The organism is Rothia sp. 110740021-2 (genome assembly GCF_054263775.1).
The window spans coordinates 1-18,724 of the sequence record NZ_JBSZFE010000001.1; the positions used below are offsets into that span (position 1 = coordinate 1).

General features: G+C 55.7%; 18 protein-coding genes. 5 read left to right on the forward strand and 13 right to left on the reverse strand.

Features of this window, described 5'->3' with window-relative positions:
* Nucleotides 1–418 precede the first annotated feature (418 nt).
* From dnaB to ACUXHH_RS00040, 8 genes are all read right to left on the reverse strand, one after another.
* Nucleotides 419–1,774, reverse strand: coding sequence for a replicative DNA helicase (gene dnaB, locus ACUXHH_RS00005; protein WP_279741978.1), 1,356 nt, complete (start codon nt 1,772–1,774; stop codon nt 419–421).
* A 783-nt stretch (nt 1,775–2,557) separates the two neighbouring features.
* On the reverse strand, nt 2,558–3,364 hold the full coding sequence (locus tag ACUXHH_RS00010) for a class I SAM-dependent methyltransferase (RefSeq protein ID WP_279741977.1): 807 nt from the start codon (nt 3,362–3,364) through the stop codon (nt 2,558–2,560).
* Between the two features lie 648 nt (nt 3,365–4,012).
* A complete protein-coding gene (locus ACUXHH_RS00015) occupies nt 4,013–4,318 on the reverse strand; it encodes a hypothetical protein (protein ID WP_279741976.1) in 306 nt (101 codons plus the stop codon).
* A 318-nt stretch (nt 4,319–4,636) separates the two neighbouring features.
* The gene (gene rplI / locus ACUXHH_RS00020; RefSeq protein WP_279741975.1) at nt 4,637–5,089 is read right to left on the reverse strand and encodes a 50S ribosomal protein L9; all 453 of its coding nucleotides are present in this window, start codon (nt 5,087–5,089) and stop codon (nt 4,637–4,639) included.
* 20 nt (nt 5,090–5,109) lie between these two features.
* Nucleotides 5,110–5,346, reverse strand: a complete 237-nt coding sequence (gene rpsR / locus ACUXHH_RS00025; RefSeq protein ID WP_004005948.1) for a 30S ribosomal protein S18 — start codon at nt 5,344–5,346, stop codon at nt 5,110–5,112.
* A gap of 83 nt (nt 5,347–5,429) precedes the next feature.
* Nucleotides 5,430–6,062 (reverse strand): single-stranded DNA-binding protein, encoded by a 633-nt coding sequence (locus ACUXHH_RS00030; protein ID WP_279741974.1) that lies wholly within the window; start codon nt 6,060–6,062, stop codon nt 5,430–5,432.
* A 95-nt stretch (nt 6,063–6,157) separates the two neighbouring features.
* The gene (gene rpsF, locus ACUXHH_RS00035; RefSeq protein WP_279741973.1) at nt 6,158–6,463 is read right to left on the reverse strand and encodes a 30S ribosomal protein S6; all 306 of its coding nucleotides are present in this window, start codon (nt 6,461–6,463) and stop codon (nt 6,158–6,160) included.
* Between the two features lie 190 nt (nt 6,464–6,653).
* The gene (locus ACUXHH_RS00040) at nt 6,654–8,078 is read right to left on the reverse strand and encodes a CCA tRNA nucleotidyltransferase (RefSeq protein WP_279741972.1); all 1,425 of its coding nucleotides are present in this window, start codon (nt 8,076–8,078) and stop codon (nt 6,654–6,656) included.
* Nucleotides 8,079–8,204: 126 nt separating this feature from the next.
* Between ACUXHH_RS00040 and ACUXHH_RS00045 the strand changes: the two genes are divergently transcribed.
* The 5 genes from ACUXHH_RS00045 (at nt 8,205) to trxA (ending at nt 13,483) form a co-directional block, all read left to right on the forward strand.
* Entirely contained in the window at nt 8,205–8,708 is a 504-nt protein-coding gene (locus tag ACUXHH_RS00045) for an NUDIX hydrolase (RefSeq protein ID WP_279741971.1), read from the forward strand.
* Between the two features lie 62 nt (nt 8,709–8,770).
* The gene (gene murJ, locus ACUXHH_RS00050; RefSeq protein WP_279741970.1) at nt 8,771–10,435 is read left to right on the forward strand and encodes a murein biosynthesis integral membrane protein MurJ; all 1,665 of its coding nucleotides are present in this window, start codon (nt 8,771–8,773) and stop codon (nt 10,433–10,435) included.
* Between the two features lie 196 nt (nt 10,436–10,631).
* A complete protein-coding gene (locus tag ACUXHH_RS00055) occupies nt 10,632–11,822 on the forward strand; it encodes a serine/threonine protein kinase (protein WP_279754400.1) in 1,191 nt (396 codons plus the stop codon).
* A 246-nt stretch (nt 11,823–12,068) separates the two neighbouring features.
* Entirely contained in the window at nt 12,069–13,103 is a 1,035-nt protein-coding gene (trxB, locus tag ACUXHH_RS00060) for a thioredoxin-disulfide reductase (protein ID WP_279741968.1), read from the forward strand.
* 53 nt (nt 13,104–13,156) lie between these two features.
* Nucleotides 13,157–13,483: a thioredoxin gene (trxA, locus tag ACUXHH_RS00065; protein WP_279741967.1), complete on the forward strand. Its 327-nt coding sequence runs from the start codon at nt 13,157–13,159 to the stop codon at nt 13,481–13,483.
* Nucleotides 13,484–13,593: 110 nt separating this feature from the next.
* Here trxA and ACUXHH_RS00070 read toward each other — a convergent pair whose 3' ends face one another.
* The 5 genes from ACUXHH_RS00070 to yidC all read right to left on the reverse strand — a co-directional run bounded on the left by ACUXHH_RS00070 (nt 13,594) and on the right by yidC (nt 18,722).
* On the reverse strand, nt 13,594–14,877 hold the full coding sequence (locus ACUXHH_RS00070; protein ID WP_279788212.1) for a ParB/RepB/Spo0J family partition protein: 1,284 nt from the start codon (nt 14,875–14,877) through the stop codon (nt 13,594–13,596).
* A gap of 236 nt (nt 14,878–15,113) precedes the next feature.
* Nucleotides 15,114–15,956 carry a ParA family protein gene (locus tag ACUXHH_RS00075; RefSeq protein WP_279741965.1) on the reverse strand — a complete coding sequence of 281 codons (843 nt, stop codon included), beginning with the start codon at nt 15,954–15,956 and terminating at the stop codon, nt 15,114–15,116.
* A gap of 455 nt (nt 15,957–16,411) precedes the next feature.
* Nucleotides 16,412–17,053 carry a 16S rRNA (guanine(527)-N(7))-methyltransferase RsmG gene (gene rsmG, locus ACUXHH_RS00080; RefSeq protein WP_458390558.1) on the reverse strand — a complete coding sequence of 214 codons (642 nt, stop codon included), beginning with the start codon at nt 17,051–17,053 and terminating at the stop codon, nt 16,412–16,414.
* Between the two features lies 1 nt (nt 17,054).
* A complete protein-coding gene (locus ACUXHH_RS00085) occupies nt 17,055–17,621 on the reverse strand; it encodes a Jag family protein (RefSeq protein ID WP_279754402.1) in 567 nt (188 codons plus the stop codon).
* A gap of 111 nt (nt 17,622–17,732) precedes the next feature.
* Nucleotides 17,733–18,722: a membrane protein insertase YidC gene (yidC, locus tag ACUXHH_RS00090; protein WP_279741962.1), complete on the reverse strand. Its 990-nt coding sequence runs from the start codon at nt 18,720–18,722 to the stop codon at nt 17,733–17,735.
* Between the last annotated feature and the right edge of the window lie 2 nt (nt 18,723–18,724).

Here is an 18,724-nt window from a genome sequence, read left to right on the forward strand (position 1 = left end):
CTTCGTTTTTTCCTCCTCGCCGCGGCGACTCATACAACTATACAGACGCCTAAACACCCATGCAACCTCAAAAAGGGTGAAGTAGACCACAAACATGGCGTTGTAAGGGTCTAAACCACCCTTCCAGAGACTAAACTACCTAGTCAAAGTATTTTATGGGTGCTAGAAAATCTTTAAAAAACTTCTAAAAAACCTTATAACCACAGAAGAAACCACTCAAACCCTCGCAGAATACCCTCCAGCGCCCCTCTGCAGCCCCTATTCCCATACCCTGCGCTTGATTCCTAACTCTGCATTTGGGCGCCCATACCTATAGATACGAAAAGCCCCTCCCCTTCCATCCTGCAAGGAATAGAAGAAGAGGGGTGCAGCTACAGAGTGCTGAAGCTTAGTACTGAGGCGGTTAGTGCTGAGCTGATTAGTACTGGGGAGGCGCATCATTCGCCATATTGTTAAAGCGCGAGTACTTACCGCTAAACGCCAACGGAATAGTACGAGTCGGACCACCACGGTGCTTAGCAATAATCATATCCGCCTCACCCACGCGATCACTCTCCGGGTTATACATATCCTCACGATGCAGCAGAATCACCATATCCGCATCCTGCTCAATAGAACCCGACTCACGCAAATCCGAAACCATCGGACGCTTATCAGTACGCTGCTCCGAACCACGGTTCAACTGAGACAGCGCAATCACCGGAACGTCCAACTCCTTAGCCAACAGCTTCAGGCTACGAGAAAACTCCGAAACCTCCTGCTGACGCGACTCAACTTTCTTACCCGAACTCATCAGCTGCAGGTAGTCCAGCACCACAAGCTTTAAATCATTACGCTGTTTGAGGCGACGGCACTTCGCGCGAATCTCCATCAGAGTCATATTCGGCGAATCATCAATAAAGAGAGGAGCAGAATCAATGCGCCCCTGCAGAGTCGCCAGGTTCGTCCAACCCTCAGTATCCAAATCCCCCTTCTTCAGGCGACCCATCGAAATCTTGCCCTCCGCAGAGAGAATACGCATCGCCAACTCAGTACGACTCATCTCCAGCGAGAAAAACACAGTCGTCATCTGATGATGAATAGAGGCAGAACGAGCAATATCAAGGGCCAGAGTCGACTTACCCACACCCGGACGAGCCGCAATAACAATCATCTGGCCACCGTGCAGACCACCGGTCAGCTCATCAAACTCAATAAAGTCAGTCGGTACACCGTACACGCCATCGGGGCGGTTCGAGTTCGCATCAATCTCGTTGATGGTCTCCTCCAACGCCTCAGAGAAAGATACATAGTCTTCCTTCGCGTTACCATCAGTCACCGCATAAATCTCAGCCTGCGCCTGATCCACCAAAGTATCGACCTCAGTCTCATTGGCGTAACCCAGCTGAGCGATCTTCGTACCCGCTTCAATCAGGCGGCGCATAATCGCGTGCTCCTTAACAATCTCAGCGTAATACTGAGCGTTAGCAGCAGTTGGAACTGACGCAATCAGGGTATGAATATAGGACGCACCGCCCACACGAGTCAGCTCACCACGCTTCTTCAGCTCATCAGCAACCGTAATCACATCCGCAGGGCTACCGTGACCGTAAAGAGAAAGAATCGCCTCATAAATCGTCTCGTGCGCCGGCTTATAGAAATCAGACGCACGCAGGCTCTCAACCACATCAGCAATAGCGTCCTTCGACAGCAGCATGCCACCGAGCACCGACTGCTCAGCCACATCATCATGAGGCATAGTGCGGGAACCATAATCAATGGCAGTTTCAGACATGCTTATCCTCGCGTTTCAATCCAATATCTACGACGTTCCAGAAACATTTTCTGCTGAACTCCTATGCTAGTTTCTCACGAAGGCACACGCGAAACACATACACGCCTAATGGGTAGCGCGCAGATAATCCTCAATCTTCTCAACAGCGAGCGCCGCGCCATCCATAGTGCGCATTGCCTCGCCCAGCTGCCGTGCCTTAGCGCATGCCCTCATCGCTGAGCAGACGTGACTGCCTCACAAAAACCAGGCCACTGCTATGTGCCTAGTAGATCCCTCGATATCAGAGTCGAGGGCACTAGTCATGAAAGCAGGTCTCGGACCATGTTTAAGTTTCTCTCTCTCCTTGTATTGCATGCCCTCTCGCATCTGGTGGCGGTGCTGCTACTACACACCTATAGTATGTCGCTGCCTGTAACACACACCATGGTACTTGAGTACCTGCGAGTATCAGCAGTGCTGTACTACTACAGGCTCGCCGGTACGGTGTCGTGGGCGTATATGGGTGGGGGTGGTGCGGCACTCGGAGGCTGTGGTGCAAGCAGATGCTGGGTGAGTGTCTGCTACTGGTGCAGTATCCAGTGCTGATGCTGGGTGAGTGTCTGCTACTGGTGCAGTATCCAGTGCTGATGCTGGTACTAGTGCTCAGCGCCGTAGTCACTGCGGGACTGAGGTACTGTGTACTAGTATGCCTGGTGAGAGCAGGCTAGCGAATGAAAACGGAGCCTCAGTATTCCCCCGCATAACGAGGAATACTAAGGCTCCGTTTCGCTGTATAAGCTTCTCTTACTTCTTACGCAGAATCATGCCGATAGCGCCAATATGGTCGGCATGGCGGCGAAACACACCGCGCATACCCAACACGCGCTCACGAATCTGCGGCTTACGCACCAGATTGAACGCAATCTTCGCAACGCCAGCGGGACCTTCATCAGCCAGTAGACGCTTCGGCTCCAGCAGAGCCATATCGGTCTGGTACACATCCAGCACCTCAAAGCCAGCCTCTTCCGCCAGAGCAGTCCACTCGGCAACAGTCAGCGGGCGGGCATTCACGCGGATAGTACGCGCCAAATCCTTCTGGATCTCTTCCTTCAACTCGGGGCGCAGGTAATCGGGAACCAGCGACATCTCGTGAATAGCGTAGTAGCCGCCCGGACGCAGCAGACGAGCCGCCTCACGCATAATCTCCAGCTTGTGCTTATCGGTCTGCATGGTCAGCATCGCCTCGCCCACCACGGCGTCGTAGCTCTCCGAGGGCAGACCGGTCTCCTGGGCACTAGCATTCACCACACGGTAGTTCGGCTTAGTCGATGCACCAATACGCTCGGTCACGATTTCAGCAGCCTTGGGATCAAGATCCACACCGGTGTAGCTCTTGGGGGAACGCTTCACAATCTCCAAGGCGGTAATACCCAGGCCCGGCGCAAACTCCACGACGTCAATGTCACCACCCAGAGCGCGAGCCAGCAGCCAATTGGTGGTCTCGCGGCCACCGGGGCGCAGAACCTTCTTGCCCAGCTGAGCCAGAAGCCAGTGACCGGCAGCCTTTTCAGCGGGGCGGTCGGTACCGGGAACGGAAGGGGTCTTAGACACGGAAGACAACTCCTAAATACTTGTATTTAATATGCAAAATTTATCTTTCCCAATTCTAGACCCGCACGGCGCCTAAAAGAAAGACGAATCCACGAAAGTTTTGGACGCACGACCCGACAACCTTCAGAAAGCCAGGGCAGCAACACTGCTTCCCTCTGTCATCCAGGTGGTTAAAACAGAAACTGGAGCTGGACCTCTCAGTCCAACCCCAGTCTCATCACACACACATACATACGAAAATCAGAGCCACTTCCGCAAGGGAAGTCCAACTTTCTGATGGTCCTCTCGAACCATCTATATAAAGTATTACGCGTAAACCTTTATTCCCTGTAGGTTAAAGCTGCAAGAAAGCTGGGAATAGATTTTTCTTCAAAATCGAGGTGCAGCACCCCGCATTTCACACCGAAACTACATGTCGCGTTAAAAGAAGAATGGCAAGGCGCTTTTGCCTTGCCATCCTTCTTTCGCTAGCGGGCGACCCCGCTACACGAAACACACACATTCACATCGCAGTCCTCTCGAACCAACACTTATAGTAAACACCCCCAACCTTATGGGAGGATTGAATTTCGCTGGAAACAAGCTGGGAGAAAACCAACAGAACCCTGAGAGCTTTGATATTGTGCAGTTTTTGGTCTCTAAACCGGGCTAATAAGCCGCCATATACAGACCCAGCAGCACCAACGGGTTAGCCACTACAGAAATAACCGCCAGGCAAATATTAGCCACGCGGTACTGACCAAACTTCACCAGACCCACTAGCGCACACACCAACGCAATACTGGATACAAGACCGCCAACCACCAACAAAAGAAGCAGAAGAGCAGTAGCAAGATTAGCGTCCGCAAATGGAATAACCGCTAGAGCACACAGCAGCAAATTGACGCACTCCAACAGCACACCCGTGAATAGAAGCTGAGCGCTAGAAGACAAACGTGAAAAAGATCGAGCCATGTATACCAGTCTACGGTGTCTACCAGACTATGGGGCGCACAGAGAATGTCGAATATGCAGACCGGTCTGGGATGCCCCGAAAGTCTCAAGATACTTCCCATATAGAGGTAATCCATCAAAATCCCCGACCTAAGGGGTGGGAATATCTACGCAATCAGCACGATAAACGAAAAAACCGCGATGTCTCACGTGAAACATTGCGACTTTCTGTATCTAAAAGGGTAAAGCAAACGGGGTGCCCCTCACGAAGAGGGACACCCCGTCCGACACTCAACGCCGCAGCATCAAAGCACCAGCGTCAAATATCTAAAAACCTACTTACGCAGCAGCAACGACGTCCAGGACAACGTTAGCAACAACGTCAGCGTGCAGGCGGACAGTCACCTTGTACTCACCGGTACGCTTAATAGCGGAACCCAGGTGGATGGTGCGCTTGTCAACGGAGCCAATGCCAGCAGCCTCAATAGCCTCAGCAATAGCCTCAGCCTTGACGGTACCGAACAGGCGGCCGTCAGCGCCAGCCTTGTGTGCAACGACAACCGACTTAGCAGCCAGGGCCGCCGCAGTTGCCTGAGCCTCTTCCAGAGAAGCCTTAGCACGAGCCGCACGAGCGGCGCGGATGGACTCAACCTGCTTCTCGCCACCCTGGGTCCAGGTCAGAGCGAAGCCGCGGGGCAGCAGGTAGTTACGTGCGTAACCGTCCTTAACGGTGACAACATCGCCAGCTGCACCGAGGCCGGAAACTTCCTGAGTCAGAATGATCTTAGCCATGTTACTGTCTCTCCTTCTCTTTAGCGGCCAGCGCCGGAGTAGGGCAGCAGTGCAACTTCGCGGGCGTTCTTAATAGCCTGAGCGATCTTGCGCTGCTCCTGAACGGTCACGCCAGTCACGCGGCGAGCGCGGATCTTGCCGCGGTCGGAGATGAACTTGCGCAGAAGTGCGACGTCCTTGTAGTCGATAACGGTGACGTCAGCAGCCTTGAGGGGGTTCTGCTTGGGTTTGGGCTTACGGATTTCAGCCTTAGCCATCGTGGTGCTCCTTAGAGTTGGGAGCCCGCGGCGGATAACCGCGGGATGGATTGATAAATTACTATTCGGAAAACGAAACCGGCTTAGAACGGAGGTTCGTCGTCGGCGCCGCTACCCCAGTCATAGTTACCACCAGACTGAGAACTCCACGGATCAGCAGCAGGAGCTGCAGGGGCCGCCGGAGCAGCCGGAGTGGAGTAGCCAGACTGGCCAGAGTAACCATTACCCTGAGCAGCAGCAAAATTATTCTGCTGAGGAGCGGAGTAACCGCCCTGAGCAGCAGCGTTGTACCCAGCACCACCGCCAAAGCCACCCTGCGCACCGCCACCGAAGTTATTACCTCCGGCAGAACGCTGTGCGCGAGTCACCTGAGCAGTAGCAAAACGCAGAGTCGGGCCGATCTCCTCGACCTCAAGCTCAAACGAGGTACGACGCTCGCCTTCCTTGGTCTCGTACGAGCGGGACTTCAGACGGCCCTGCGCGATAACCTGAGTACCCTTCTTCAAGGTCTCTGCAACATTCTCCGCATAACCACGCCATACCGACGCACGCAGGAACAGGGTCTCCCCATCCTCCCACTGGTTCGTCTGGCGATTAAAAGTACGCGGAGTCGATGCGATCGTGAAATTAGCAACCGCCGCACCCGCAGGGGTGTAACGAAGCTCCGGATCGCCAGTCAGATTACCAATAACAGTAATAACGGTATCGCCTGCCATTTGATGCCTCCTCGATAAGAGTTACAAGTATATTGAATCCAGTACAGCGCAACCCCCTGACATTTTTAGGGGGTCAGCCGACCGGAAAGAAACAACTACTTGCTGGAGATCTTCTGATCCTCCGGGCGGATGATCTTGGTACGCATGACGGACTCGTTCAGGTTCAGAACACGATCGAGCTCAGCTGCAGTCTCGGGGGTAGAGGTGAAGTTCACCACTGCGTAGATACCCTCAGACTTCTTCTGGATCTCGTATGCCAGGCGACGACGGCCCCAGATGTCGACGTTATCGACGGAACCACCATCGTTGGTCACGATCTCGAGGAACTTGGACAGCGACGGCTCAACCGCACGGTCCTCAACCTCGGGGCTGAGGATAACCATCAGTTCATATGCACGCATGATTAAACCCCTCCTTTGGGCTAAACGGCTATGGGATTTCCATAGCAGGAGATTCAATGTGCCCTATACGTGAAACACACCGGGTGGGGAATACGCATAGATTTCTTAACAATACACGAGAAAATACAGATAGAACAGTACCGCACCGCGTGACCTCAACCATGCGATGCAGTACCACAAACCGCAGAAGCTACGCCTCCCGACGCTGCTCCCACCACTGCACCAGGCGAGCCTTCGCCTCCTCCTCAGGAAGCGAACCCTCATCCAGACGCACATTCAACAAGAACTTATACGCCTCACCCACCACCGGGCCCGGCGCAATACCAAGAATCTGCATAATCTGACCGCCATCCAGATCCGGACGAATCGCATCCAGCTCCTCCTGAGCAGCCAACTCAGCAATGCGACGCTCCAAATCGTCATACGCCTCAGCCAGCGAGCGCGACAGGCGACGATTACGAGTCGTCACATCAGAACGAGACACACGATGCAGACGCTCCAACTGATCGCCAGCATCACGCACATAGCGGCGCACCGCAGAATCAGTCCAACCTGACTCGCGGTAACCATAGAACCGCATATGCAGTTCCACCAGACGAGCCACAGCCTTAATCGTGTCATTATCAAAACGTAGCGCACGCATACGCTTCTTCACCATCTTCGCGCCCACCACCTCATGGTGCAGGAACGAGACAGAACCGTCTTTCTCAAACTTACGAGTCTTCGGCTTACCAATATCGTGCATCAAGGCCGCAAAACGCAGAATAAAATCAGGAGCCGGACACGGACCATCCTCACCCGTCTCCTTCTCCATCGCCTGCTCCATCACTTTCAACGAATGCTCATACACATCCTTATGGTGATGCTCAGGATCAATCTCCATACGCAAAGCAGGAAGCTCCGGCAACACATAATCCGCCAGACCCGTATCCACCAGCAGGTTCAAACCCACCCGCGGATAATCCGCCTCAATCAGCTTCACCAGCTCATCACGTACACGCTCAGCCGAAATAATCTCAATACGGCCAGCCATCTCGCGCATCGCCTCGAAAACCTCCGGGGCAACCTCAAGATTAAAACGCGCAGCAAAACGAGCCGCACGCATCATACGTAGCGGATCCTCAGAAAAAGACTCCTCCGGCGAGCGCGGAGTACGCAAAACACCCGCACGCAAATCCTCAACGCCACCAAACAAGTCAACAACCTCACCACTGGGCAAAGCCGCCGCCATCGCATTAATCGTGAAATCACGACGCACCAAATCAGCGCTCAAATCCGTACCGAACTCAACCGTCGGCTTACGCGAATCCGAAACATACACCTCAGCACGGTACGTGGTCACCTCATACACCACGCCATTCTTACGCGCACTAATCGTGCCGTACTCCTTGCCGATATCCCATGTATGTTCACCCCACCCACGTAGAATCTGCTCGCTCTGCTCAGGAGTAGCATCCGTCGTCAAATCAAAATCGGTGAAGAGACCATCCTCAACCCGCAGATTATCGCGGACAATACCGCCCACCAAGTACAGCTCAAAACCCTCTGCACGGTACAGTTCTCCCAGCTCGGCGGCATCCGGGTACTTCGACACAACATCAATAATCAGCGACATAATCCTTTAATCGTGCCAGAAAAACCACCCATGCGCCCACCCCACACCCACAACACCCCATCAAAGACAGCTATCTCACCCCAAACCGAGACACAAAAACCTCAGCCTATCAGTTAAGGTAGAACCATGAGCATTCCCGTACCCCGCGCCCCCAAAACGCGCTTCACCGCGCCCGTGCGAGCGGTACCCGCCCCTGAAGAAGTCTCTGCAGGCGGGCTCATCATCGACTTCGACCGACCCGAACAGCTACCCGTAGCCATTATCGCCCGCATCAACCGCAACGGCCAACGCGAATGGTGCCTCCCCAAAGGCCACATCGAACACGGCGAAACCACCGTCGAAGCCGCACAACGCGAAATCAGCGAAGAAACCGGAATCACCGGCTACCCCGTAGCCTCCCTCGGCACCATCGCCTACTGGTTCACATCCAACGGCACGCGCATCCACAAAACCGTGCACCACTACCTCTTCGCAGCAACCGGCGGCGAACTCAGCATCGACAACGACCCCGACCACGAAGCAATCGACGTCGCCTGGGTTCCCCTCGGAGAGCTACCCACCCGCCTCTCATTCGCCAACGAGCAACACATAGCCCGCAGTGCGCGCGAATACATCACCACCCAGCTCTAAACACCCGCCGAAGAGCCCAAAAATAAAAGAAGCAATCACCCGCCGACACAGGAGAGACCTACGTGGCACGTAACGACGCCCGCTCAAGCGCAATCATGGCAGCTGGCACCCTCGTCTCGCGCATCCTCGGATTCGTCAAGACCATCCTGCTCACCGTAGCCATCGGCTCACTCTCAACCGTCGGCGACGTCTTCGAAACCGCCAACACCCTGCCCAACCTCATCTATGTCCTCGTAGCAGGCGGCGTGTTCAACGCAGTCCTCGTACCGCAAATCATCAAAGCGGCCAAAGCACAAGACAGCGGCGCACAATACATCTCCAAACTCGTCACCCTCACCATCACCGCAATCGGCCTCATCACCCTCATCACCGTCGCCTGCGCCTGGCCCATCATCAGCATCATGGGCTCAGGCTGGAGCCCCGAACAACGACAGCTCGGCTTCATCTTCTCCCTCTGGTGCCTACCCCAAATCTTCTTCTACGGCCTCTACACCGTCATCGGACAGGTCCTCAATGCCAAAGACGCATTCGGCGCCTACATGTGGTCACCCGTACTCAATAATGTCATCACCATCCTGTCACTATTCCTGTTCATCTTCATCTTCGGCGCACAGACCCCCAACCCCAACCCTATCCACACCGTAGACAATTGGACCAATGCACAGACCCTTGTGCTCGCCGGCTCCTCCACCTTCGGCGTCATCATGCAGGCGCTCGTCCTGTTCATCCCCCTACGCAAGCTCGGCCTGCGCCTCAAGCCCGACTTCGCGTGGCGAGGTATCGGCCTGCGCGCAGCCTCCAAGCTCGCCGCATGGACCCTCGCTTCCGGTATCATCTCCAACCTCGCATTCCTCTACATGACCAAGGTCGCCGCAGGCATCGTCGGTCAGCGCGAACACTACGCCACCCTCGGCATCCAAATCCCCGGCCTGCAGGCACTCAACTACGCCTCCATGCTGTACATGCTCCCACACGGCGTCATCGGCATCTCCATCGCCACCGTGCTCTTCAACCGCATGAGCGCCTCCGCCATCGCCGACGACAGCGACAGCGTCATCTACGCACTCTCCCATGGCCTGCGCAACGCAGCCGTAGCCACCGTCTTCTGCATGGTCGCCCTCATGGTCCTGGCAGGGCCCATCGCAGTGCTCTTCAGCGGCGGCGACCCCATCGCAGCAACCATCATCGCCAAGCTCATCGTCATCACCGCACTCGGCACCCCCACCCTCACCATCAACTATCTCTACAGCCGCGTGCTCTACGCCCGCGAAGACGCACGCACCCCCTTCCGCATCCAGGTGTACTCCGCCATCATCATGGTCATCATGAGCTTCGCAGCATCCCTGCTCAACGCACAGTACACCGTGTACATGCTCGCCTTCATCTACCCGGTGCACAACATCCTGATCATGTTCATCAGCCACCACATGGTCCGCCGCCGCCTCGGCTACTACGGCCAGCGCGGCATCGTCAGCACCTACGCCCGCACAACCCTCGCCTCCCTCTTCGCCGGAGGCATCACGGCCATTGCACTCTGGCTGCTCGGCGGCTACCAGCTCGACGGATTTGCCTGGGCATCCAAGCTCACCGCAATCATCACCCTCGCCGTATGCGGCACCGTCATGGGCCTCGCATACCTCGCCGGCATACAAATCTTCCGCGTCAAGGAAGCCAACGCACTACTGGCACCCCTAACCTCGAAACTTGAGCATTTTGCCCGCCGCTAAGGCAGCACACAACGCCCAACCAGGGTAGCTGTCCGTGTACCCACCGCACCCCACACCAGGGCCCGCAGAGGACATAGGCAACCACCCGAACGCAACAAACTATCACTCAGCCCCGGTATCCTTCAATGCCGGGTAGAATCTAATAGTCAGGGCCCGCCACACGGCAGGCACTATGAAACCACCTCGGGAGAACACGTTGTCGCAACAGTTTCCGGTCGGATCGGTCCTCGGAGGCCGCTACGAGATCACCACACACATCATTATTACGGCAGAATCCGACATGGTGCTTGAAGGCACCGACCAGGTTCTCAACCGTAAGGTCTCGGTCGTCATCGCATCGCCCAGCCGCAGCGCACTGCTGGAAGCAAACTCCCGCGCGCTCGCAACCAACGCACGCGGCAACATCCAAATCCTCGACCTGGGCATCACCCCCGAAGGTAGCCGCTACCTCGTCACCTCCCACACCCGCCCCGACACCCTGCTGGACACCCTGCTGATCGAAAACCACGCACTCTCCAACGCAGAAGACGCACTGGGCACCGAAATCTTCGGTGACTCCGAGAGCAGCAGCTCTCCCAACACCTACGAGAAGGTCTCTTCCTCCGCCGCTAACCAGGAGAGCATCACCGCCGCCAAGAACTGGAGCTCATCCGGCGGTGCGGCAGTGACCGCATACTCCGAGCCCACCAGCATCTACGAAGATGACGAAGATGAAGAAGACGGCAGCCGCGGTACCTGGGCAGTCGCCCTGGCAGCAGTCCTGCTACTCGTCATCATCGCAGGCAGTATCCTCACCTCCCTGGGTGCAATCGGCTCCAACCAGACAGCCGCACCACACACCCCCAAGTCTTCCGCCTCGGCATCCGAATCGGCTGCGGCAGGCGCCAGCGCATCGGCATCCCCGACCGCTAAGGCATCAAACGACCCGGCTAAAATCGCATCCGTGGCTCGTTTCGCGCCCTCGAACCCCACGTTCATGAACGACATGGACACCCTCATCCCCCACCTGACCGACGGTAACGCCAACACCGCATGGATCAGCTACGGCTTCGGCACCGCCAACTACGCCGGCACCATCAAGGAATTCGGCCTGGCGCTGAAGCTGCAGACCCCCACCGTCGTCTCCAAGCTGACCATCCAGCAGAACACCGGCGTCGGCGGCTCCTTCACCGTCTACACCAATAGCTCCGCATCCCTAAACGGCGCGGTTGAGGTCGGCAAGGGCACCTTTGAAGGCAAGGATGCAGTCGTCACCCTAGACACCTCCAAGCAGAGCATTGAAAAGGGCGCCTACGTGATCATCGTGGTCAACGAACTACCCCGCCTCACCCTGCCGATTGGAACTTGGAATTACGGTCTGCGCATCAACGAAATCAAGGTGGACTAATCAACCCATAACGCGACGCCGACAGGGCGCTCGCACCCCAGACATAAGGGCGGGGTTTCTGAACTCAACAGTTCGGAAACCCCGCCCTTTTTGATGTCCATTTATGACTCTTTATGGCAGGGCCGCTACTCAAAGATTCACAGTGCGCGGAGTATCTGGATAAGGGTCCCCCAAAAATGGAATAATCGAGGATAAAGCCCTGTTATAGGGGCATAACGAAAGACCTACAAGGGAAAGACATATCCGATGACTGAGAATCTGGGAGGCCTCTTCGGAGGCGCCGCCCTGGGCAACCTGAACCTGGCATCCGCACCCGCCACCGAAGCGGCACCGACTGCCGAGGTTGAGGCCGACGCAACCGTCCACAACGTCATTATTGTGGGCTCCGGCCCCGCGGGCTACACCGCGGCAATCTACGCGGCACGCGCCGAGCTGAAGCCCGTCCTCTTCGCCAGCTCTCTGGCACCCGGCGGCTCCCTCATGAATACCACCGAGGTGGAGAACTTCCCCGGTTTCATTCAGGGTATCCAGGGCCCCGAGCTGATGGAGAACATTGGCCAGCAGGCTGAGCGTTTCGGTACGGACATCCGCTACCAGGACGTGGAAAAGGTCGAGCTCACCGGCGACGTGAAGAAGGTCTACACCGCAGACGGTGCTGTTCACCTGGCGAAGACCGTCATCATGACCACCGGTTCTCAGGTTCGTAAGCTCAACATCGAGGGCGAAGATCGACTCTCCGGTTACGGCGTCTCCTGGTGCGCAACCTGCGATGGCTTCTTCTTCAAGGACAAGGAAATCGCAGTGGTCGGTGGTGGCGACTCCGCACTGGAGGAGGCACTGTTCCTGACGACCTTCGCCTCCAAGGTGTACCTGGTGCACCGTCGTGATTCTTTCCGTGCTTCGGAAATCATGCAGACCCGCGCTTTCAACAACCCGAAGATTGAGGTTGTCTGGGACTCGGCTGTCACTGCCGTTCACGGTGAGAACAACCTCGAGTCGATTACTCTGACCAACACCAAGGACGGTTCTGAGCGTCAGCTGGCCGTTCAGGGTCTGTTCATCGCTATTGGATCCGACCCTCGCGTGGAACTGGTACGTGACCAGCTGGAGATTACCGAGAACCACACCATCGCAGTTCAGGGTCGTTCGTCGAAGACTTCCGTTCCCGGCATTTTTGCTGCCGGTGACGTGATTGACCCGACCTACCGCCAGGCAATTATTGCCGCTGGTTCCGGTGCTGTTGCCGCTCTGGACGCGCAGCACTACCTCGAAAACCTCTAAACTATTCGTATTACTCGCAGGGGAATCCGCCCCGTGTCAGAAAGGAGCACTCCGTGAGCAGTGCACAGCAGGCAACTGATACTACTTTTGACGAACTGGTTCTGAAGAACGACAAGCCCGTTATCGTAGACTTCTGGGCTGAATGGTGTGGCCCCTGCCGCATGGTTGGCCCCGTGATCGACGAGATTGCTGGTGAGTACGCCGGTCAGGTCGATGTGGTCAAGGTGGATGTTGAAGCAAATGGCGATACCGCCATGAAATACGGCATTACCTCTATTCCTGCCATCTACCTTTTCAAGGGTGGCGAGGTGGTCAAGAAGACCGTAGGTGCTAAGACGAAGTCCGCTCTGCTGGCCGAGTTCTCCGAGCACCTGGGCTAATCTTTCGAGAATCTAGAGAAAAACCCTCGGTGATGTTTCACGTGAAACATCACCGAGGGTTTTTATATATACAACTGATATCAGTTGTTAAATATTTTTTATGCGAAAATTTAGCCCGAGAAATCAGAATCCAAAACGCGGATAATGCGGTTCAAGTCCTCGACATTCGCGAACTCGATGGTCATCTTACCCTTGCGGGCCCCCAGCGAAATCTTCACCGAAGTATCGAGCTTATCAGCGAAAGCCTCCGCAATATAGTCCAGACGCTCACGGTGCTTCTGGGGTTGAGGAGTCTTACGTTCTTTCACCTCTGCAGTGCCGGATGCGTGGTTCACCAGCTCCTCGGTTGCACGAACCGACAGTCCCTCATTCACAATCTTCTGTGCGAGAGTCTCAATCTGAGCCTGGTCTGTCAGAGACAGCAGGGCACGAGCGTGACCGGCAGAAAGAATACCCGCCGCAACGCGACGCTGCACCAGAGCTGGCAGCTTCAGCAGACGAATCGTATTTGAAATCTGGGGGCGAGAACGACCAATGCGCTTAGCCAGCTGCTCCTGAGTAGTGTCAAACTCCTCCATGAGCTGCTGGTACGCCGCCGCTTCTTCAATGGGGTTCAGCTGACTGCGGTGCAGGTTCTCCAGCAGGGCGTCACGGAGCAGATCGCCGTCTTCAGTCTCACGAACAATCGCCGGGATGGTGCTCAGGCCAGCTGCCTGGGTTGCACGCCAGCGGCGCTCACCCATGACCAGTTCATACTTTTCAGCACCGTTTTCACGCGAGGGACGCACGACAATCGGCTGTAGAACGCCAATCTCACGTACCGAATGTATGAGCTCTTCCATATCCTGCTCATCAAAATCGGTGCGGGGCTGCTTGCGGTTGGGGTGAATATCACGAACATTCAGCTCAGCAAACTGGGCGCCGGGAACCGGGACCAGACCGCCCCGCTCTTCGGAAGCAGACTGCGGGGTGGAAACATCTTCACCAAAGAAGAAGTCCACCGGACGGCGAGTCAGGGTGGTATTGCGCAGTGCCGCGCCCATGTCCACACGGGATTTCTTCTTCGATGTTTCACGTGAAACATTCTGCGAGGAGGCGGGAGCTTCGACCTTCTCCTCTACCCTCTGAACTTCAACAGGCTTTTCCTGAGCAGGTACAGCTTCAGCAGGCTTATCTTCTACAGACTCAGCTTTAGCACTCTTGCGCTGCTTCTCCGGCTTGGCCTCATGAGCCATTTCGAAGAGGCCATCACTCATCGGCTCTTCAATCGGAGTAGATGCTTTCTTGGGTGCAGTCTTTTCAGATGCCTTCGCCTCAGCATTACCAGAATTCTTCGTACTCTGAGGGATCAGCGCCCCCAGGCCACGACCCAAGCCGCGTCGCTTTTCAGCCATCGTTACTCCTTAGGACTCCCGGACGAGCCCGCTCATTTTTTCTTCTTCATCTAGTGTAAACGAAATAAGCACTCGAAAGCAGGAGAGAAAACTGCACAGCACATAATCCGAATTATTCCTGATAATTAATTCTTTAAGGATGTTTTCTTGGGTTTAACCCAGAAAATACCGCACAAAATGAACCCTTTTGAATCATCAATAGACACTTCAAAAAGGCTCATTTCAAAAGATTTAGATTATGCAAATCGGCGTGAGAGTTCCTGTGCTGCCTCGCGGTAAGCGCGTGCACCAGTCGACGAAGAATCGTAGGTGATGACGGTCTGCTGATAGCTGGGAGCCTCAGAAATACGAACCGAGCGAGGAATCTTCACGCTCAGAGTCTCCTCCGGGAAGTGCTCGCGCACCTCCTCTGCCACCTGGAACGCCAAGTTGGTACGGGCATCGTACATGGTCAGCAGGATCGTGCTGATGCGCAGCTTAGAGTTCAGGTGCTTCTGAATCATCTGAATATTCTTCAGCAGCTGGCTCAGGCCTTCCAGTGCGTAGTACTCGCACTGAATCGGAATCAGAATCTCTTCTGCCGCGACGAAGGCGTTGACGGTCAGCAGGCCGAGGCTCGGCGGGCAATCGATGAAGACATAGTCTAGACGCTCCATACCCTGCTTCTCGCGCCATTCAGTGTAGTCCATCAGGGCGTTCTTGAGGCGAGTCTCACGTGCGACCAGAGAGACCAGCTCAATCTCCGCGCCAGCGAGGTCGATATTGGCGGGGGCACAGAACAGGCCGGGCATATCGGGACATTCCTGAACAATTTCAGAAAGCGGCTTATCCTCAATCAGGACATTGTAGACACTGAGAACATCCACGCCGTGCTCAATACCCAGTGCGGTTGAGGCGTTACCCTGCGGGTCGTTATCGATCACCAGGACGTTGAGACCAGCCTCCGCGAGTGCAGCTGCGAGGTTCACTGCAGTACTGGTTTTACCCACGCCGCCCTTCTGGTTCGACACGGTGAAGACACGCGTATGCACAGGCTTGGGGAGCAAATCTGCAACAGATTTCTGAGCTTGAGGAGTCATCGGGTGCCTTCCATAATTCGGGTGGTGCGTCTACGGTGATACTTCTTCTAATGCCTCGCGTGTGGCAACACTCTGAGATATGTGTACGCAAGGAGGATTCAACCTCCGCTCCCCCACCATTCACTCATCTCAGTATGTTTCACGTGAAACATACTCCGTGAGGTAATGAAGCCTGTAGTGTTTCACGTGAAACATTAGTGATACCTGAATGGTTTGTGAAGGGTTCGGGGCCCTTAGTGAACCAGCAGCCTTTGATATAGAAGAGTCTAAGGTTTCAGTCCTTCCTTAAGGGTACCCGGCATCAGGTCAATACTCCACGCGAGAGGTCATTCTATGTACTCTACGGATGCAATTGCTGCGCGCACCCGGCAAGTAGGCGCACAAAAATGGGCGGCACCGCGTAAGCCAGTATATTCACCAGCTCATTGCGGCACCGCCCACTCAGGACGAAACCTTTAGAGGCGAACTCGAACCACCGTCGTCGGCTCTTCCAGCAGATCACCGCCGGCGGTGAGGATCTCGGTCTCACGCGCACCGTAACGGTTCAGCTTCTTCTTTGCCTTATTAATCTCCTCCGCGGCACTAAGACCCTTCAGAGCCAGCAGCTCACCGGTGCCGCGCAGAATCGGCAGAGTGATGTCCAGCAGACCCACCAGAGCGGACACAGCACGCGCAGTCACCACATCGGCCTCCACGGCACCCACAGCCTGCTCAGCACGCGAGCGCAGCACGATCACGTTCTCCAGCCCCAGATCCTCAACAACCTCATTCAGCCAAATCACGCGGCGCTCCAGAGGTTCAATCAGGGTCAGCTTCAAATCCGGGCGGGCAATCGCCAGACACAGACCGGGCAGGCCGGCACCAGAGCCAACATCAGCCACCGACGCGTTCAGCGCGATGTACTCCTGCACCACGGCACAGTTCAGCACGTGGCGAGCCCACAGGCGCGGCACCTCACGCGGGCCAATCAGACCACGCTCAATACCGGTCGTCGCCAGGTGCTGCACGTAACGCTCCGCCAAAGGCAGGCGTTCACCGAACACAGTCTCCGCTGCGGCGCGCTCACTCTCGTTGAGAGTAATCATCGAAGTCTCCATACTAGGCTCCTGCCCCGGGAAGAGAAATCACCACGTGACGACGGGGGCCTTCGCCCTCAGACTCACTGTACAAGCCAGCGGCAGCCACCACATCGTGGACCACCTTACGCTCATACGCACTCAGCGGCTTCATGTGCTCATCACGACCGGTAGCGCGCACCTTCTCAATCGCGTCAGCGGCAAGCTGCTCCAGATGCTCACGACGCTCAGTACGATAACCAGCAATGTCCAGGATCAGGCGGGAACGGGTGCCGTTACCAGCCAGGACTGAGAGACGCACCAGCTCCTGCAAAGCCTCCAGAACCTCGCCGTGGCGACCAACCAGGTGGCGCAGTTCCTCATTGTCATCATCCTCATTGACGACCGACAGGTAGATGCGGTTATTGCGCACCTCAATATCGATGTCGCCATCCATATCGACAATATCAAGAAGCTCTTCGAGGTAGTCAGCGGCAATATCACCTTCCTCGTCGATGTCCTCAAAATCGTCTACTTCGCCCTCAAGGGGCTCCTCTACAAGCTGCTCCTCAACGAGCTGCTCGTCCTCATATTCCATAGCTTCAGTCACGATTGTCCTCGGGGTATTAGGAGGGGTGTCATAGGGGTAAAAAGTATCTCATACACGGTGCCGGGCCCGCGCCAACAACGGCGAGAACCCGGCCCGAGTGAAGGAAAGAAACTATTTCTTTCCGTTTTGCTTATTGCGTTGCTGCTTCTGGCGCTTCTTACCAACCGGTTGCTGACGCTGACCAGCTGCGGCACGCTCACGAGCCTCCTGCAAGTCCTTCTCGTGCTGCTCACGGGTCTTACCAATCGGGGGCAGGCCCTTCGCTGCCCGGCGGGCATTCAGCTCACGCTCAGCCTGAGAACCGGGGGTCGGGTTATTGCGGATAACCCACCACTGCTGGCCCAGCGACCAGATGTTCGAAACAGTCCAGTAGTACATAACACCCAGCGGGAAGTTAATACCGGAGACAGCGAAAATGATCGGGAAGATGTACATGATCATCTGCTGCTGACGGAACATCGGAGAGTTCAGAGCCGCCTCTGACATGTTCTTCACACTCAGTTGCTTCTGAATGTAGAACTGGGTCGCACTCATCAGAACAATCATGATGACAGCCTGAACGACAGTAGCGGTAGCGTCACCAGCACCCGGGTGTAGCATGGTCGCGAACAGCTGCGCACCAAAAATCTGCGAGCCATTGAACTGAGAAACCAGGTCAGCCGGCAGCATCAGCAGGCTCTCATTGTGCTGCGCCGCGTTGGGAATACCCATCAGAACCTGGTACAGACCGAAGAAAATCGGCATCTGCGCCAGAATCGGCAAGCAGGAAGCGAAGGGGTTCGTACCGTGCTTACGGTACATTTCCATCTGCTCCTGAGCCATAGCCTGGCGGGAGAGCTGGTCCTTCTTACCCTTGTACTTCTCCTGCAGCTTCGCCATATCGCCCTGCATCGCGGTCATACCGCGCATAGCCTTAATCTGCTTGACGAACAGCGGAATGGTCAGGGTACGCATCACCAGGGTCAGGAAGATAATGCACAGAACCCAAGTCAGACCGGAAGCCGGGTCCATGCCCAGCGAGGTGAAAAGAGTGTGGAACAGCCATAGGACCACGGAGACGATCCATTTAAACGGCCAAAGAATCAAATCAAAAATATTCACGC

Excerpts from the sequence above, each read along its gene's own strand:
- trxB (WP_279741968.1), top strand. The coding sequence starts at position 12,069 with ATGACTGAGAATCTGGGAGGCCTCTTCGGAGGCGCCGCCCTGGGCAAC.
- rpsF (WP_279741973.1), bottom strand. The coding sequence starts at position 6,463 with ATGCGTGCATATGAACTGATGGTTATCCTCAGCCCCGAGGTTGAGGAC.
- ACUXHH_RS00015 (WP_279741976.1), bottom strand. The coding sequence starts at position 4,318 with ATGGCTCGATCTTTTTCACGTTTGTCTTCTAGCGCTCAGCTTCTATTC.
- rsmG (WP_458390558.1), bottom strand. The coding sequence starts at position 17,053 with ATGGAGACTTCGATGATTACTCTCAACGAGAGTGAGCGCGCCGCAGCG.
- ACUXHH_RS00070 (WP_279788212.1), bottom strand. The coding sequence starts at position 14,877 with ATGGCTGAAAAGCGACGCGGCTTGGGTCGTGGCCTGGGGGCGCTGATC.
- rplI (WP_279741975.1), bottom strand. The coding sequence starts at position 5,089 with ATGGCTAAGATCATTCTGACTCAGGAAGTTTCCGGCCTCGGTGCAGCT.
- ACUXHH_RS00045 (WP_279741971.1), top strand. The coding sequence starts at position 8,205 with ATGAGCATTCCCGTACCCCGCGCCCCCAAAACGCGCTTCACCGCGCCC.
- ACUXHH_RS00040 (WP_279741972.1), bottom strand. The coding sequence starts at position 8,078 with ATGTCGCTGATTATTGATGTTGTGTCGAAGTACCCGGATGCCGCCGAG.
- ACUXHH_RS00075 (WP_279741965.1), bottom strand. The coding sequence starts at position 15,956 with ATGACTCCTCAAGCTCAGAAATCTGTTGCAGATTTGCTCCCCAAGCCT.
- dnaB (WP_279741978.1), bottom strand. The coding sequence starts at position 1,774 with ATGTCTGAAACTGCCATTGATTATGGTTCCCGCACTATGCCTCATGAT.
- ACUXHH_RS00030 (WP_279741974.1), bottom strand. The coding sequence starts at position 6,062 with ATGGCAGGCGATACCGTTATTACTGTTATTGGTAATCTGACTGGCGAT.
- rpsR (WP_004005948.1), bottom strand. The coding sequence starts at position 5,346 with ATGGCTAAGGCTGAAATCCGTAAGCCCAAACCCAAGCAGAACCCCCTC.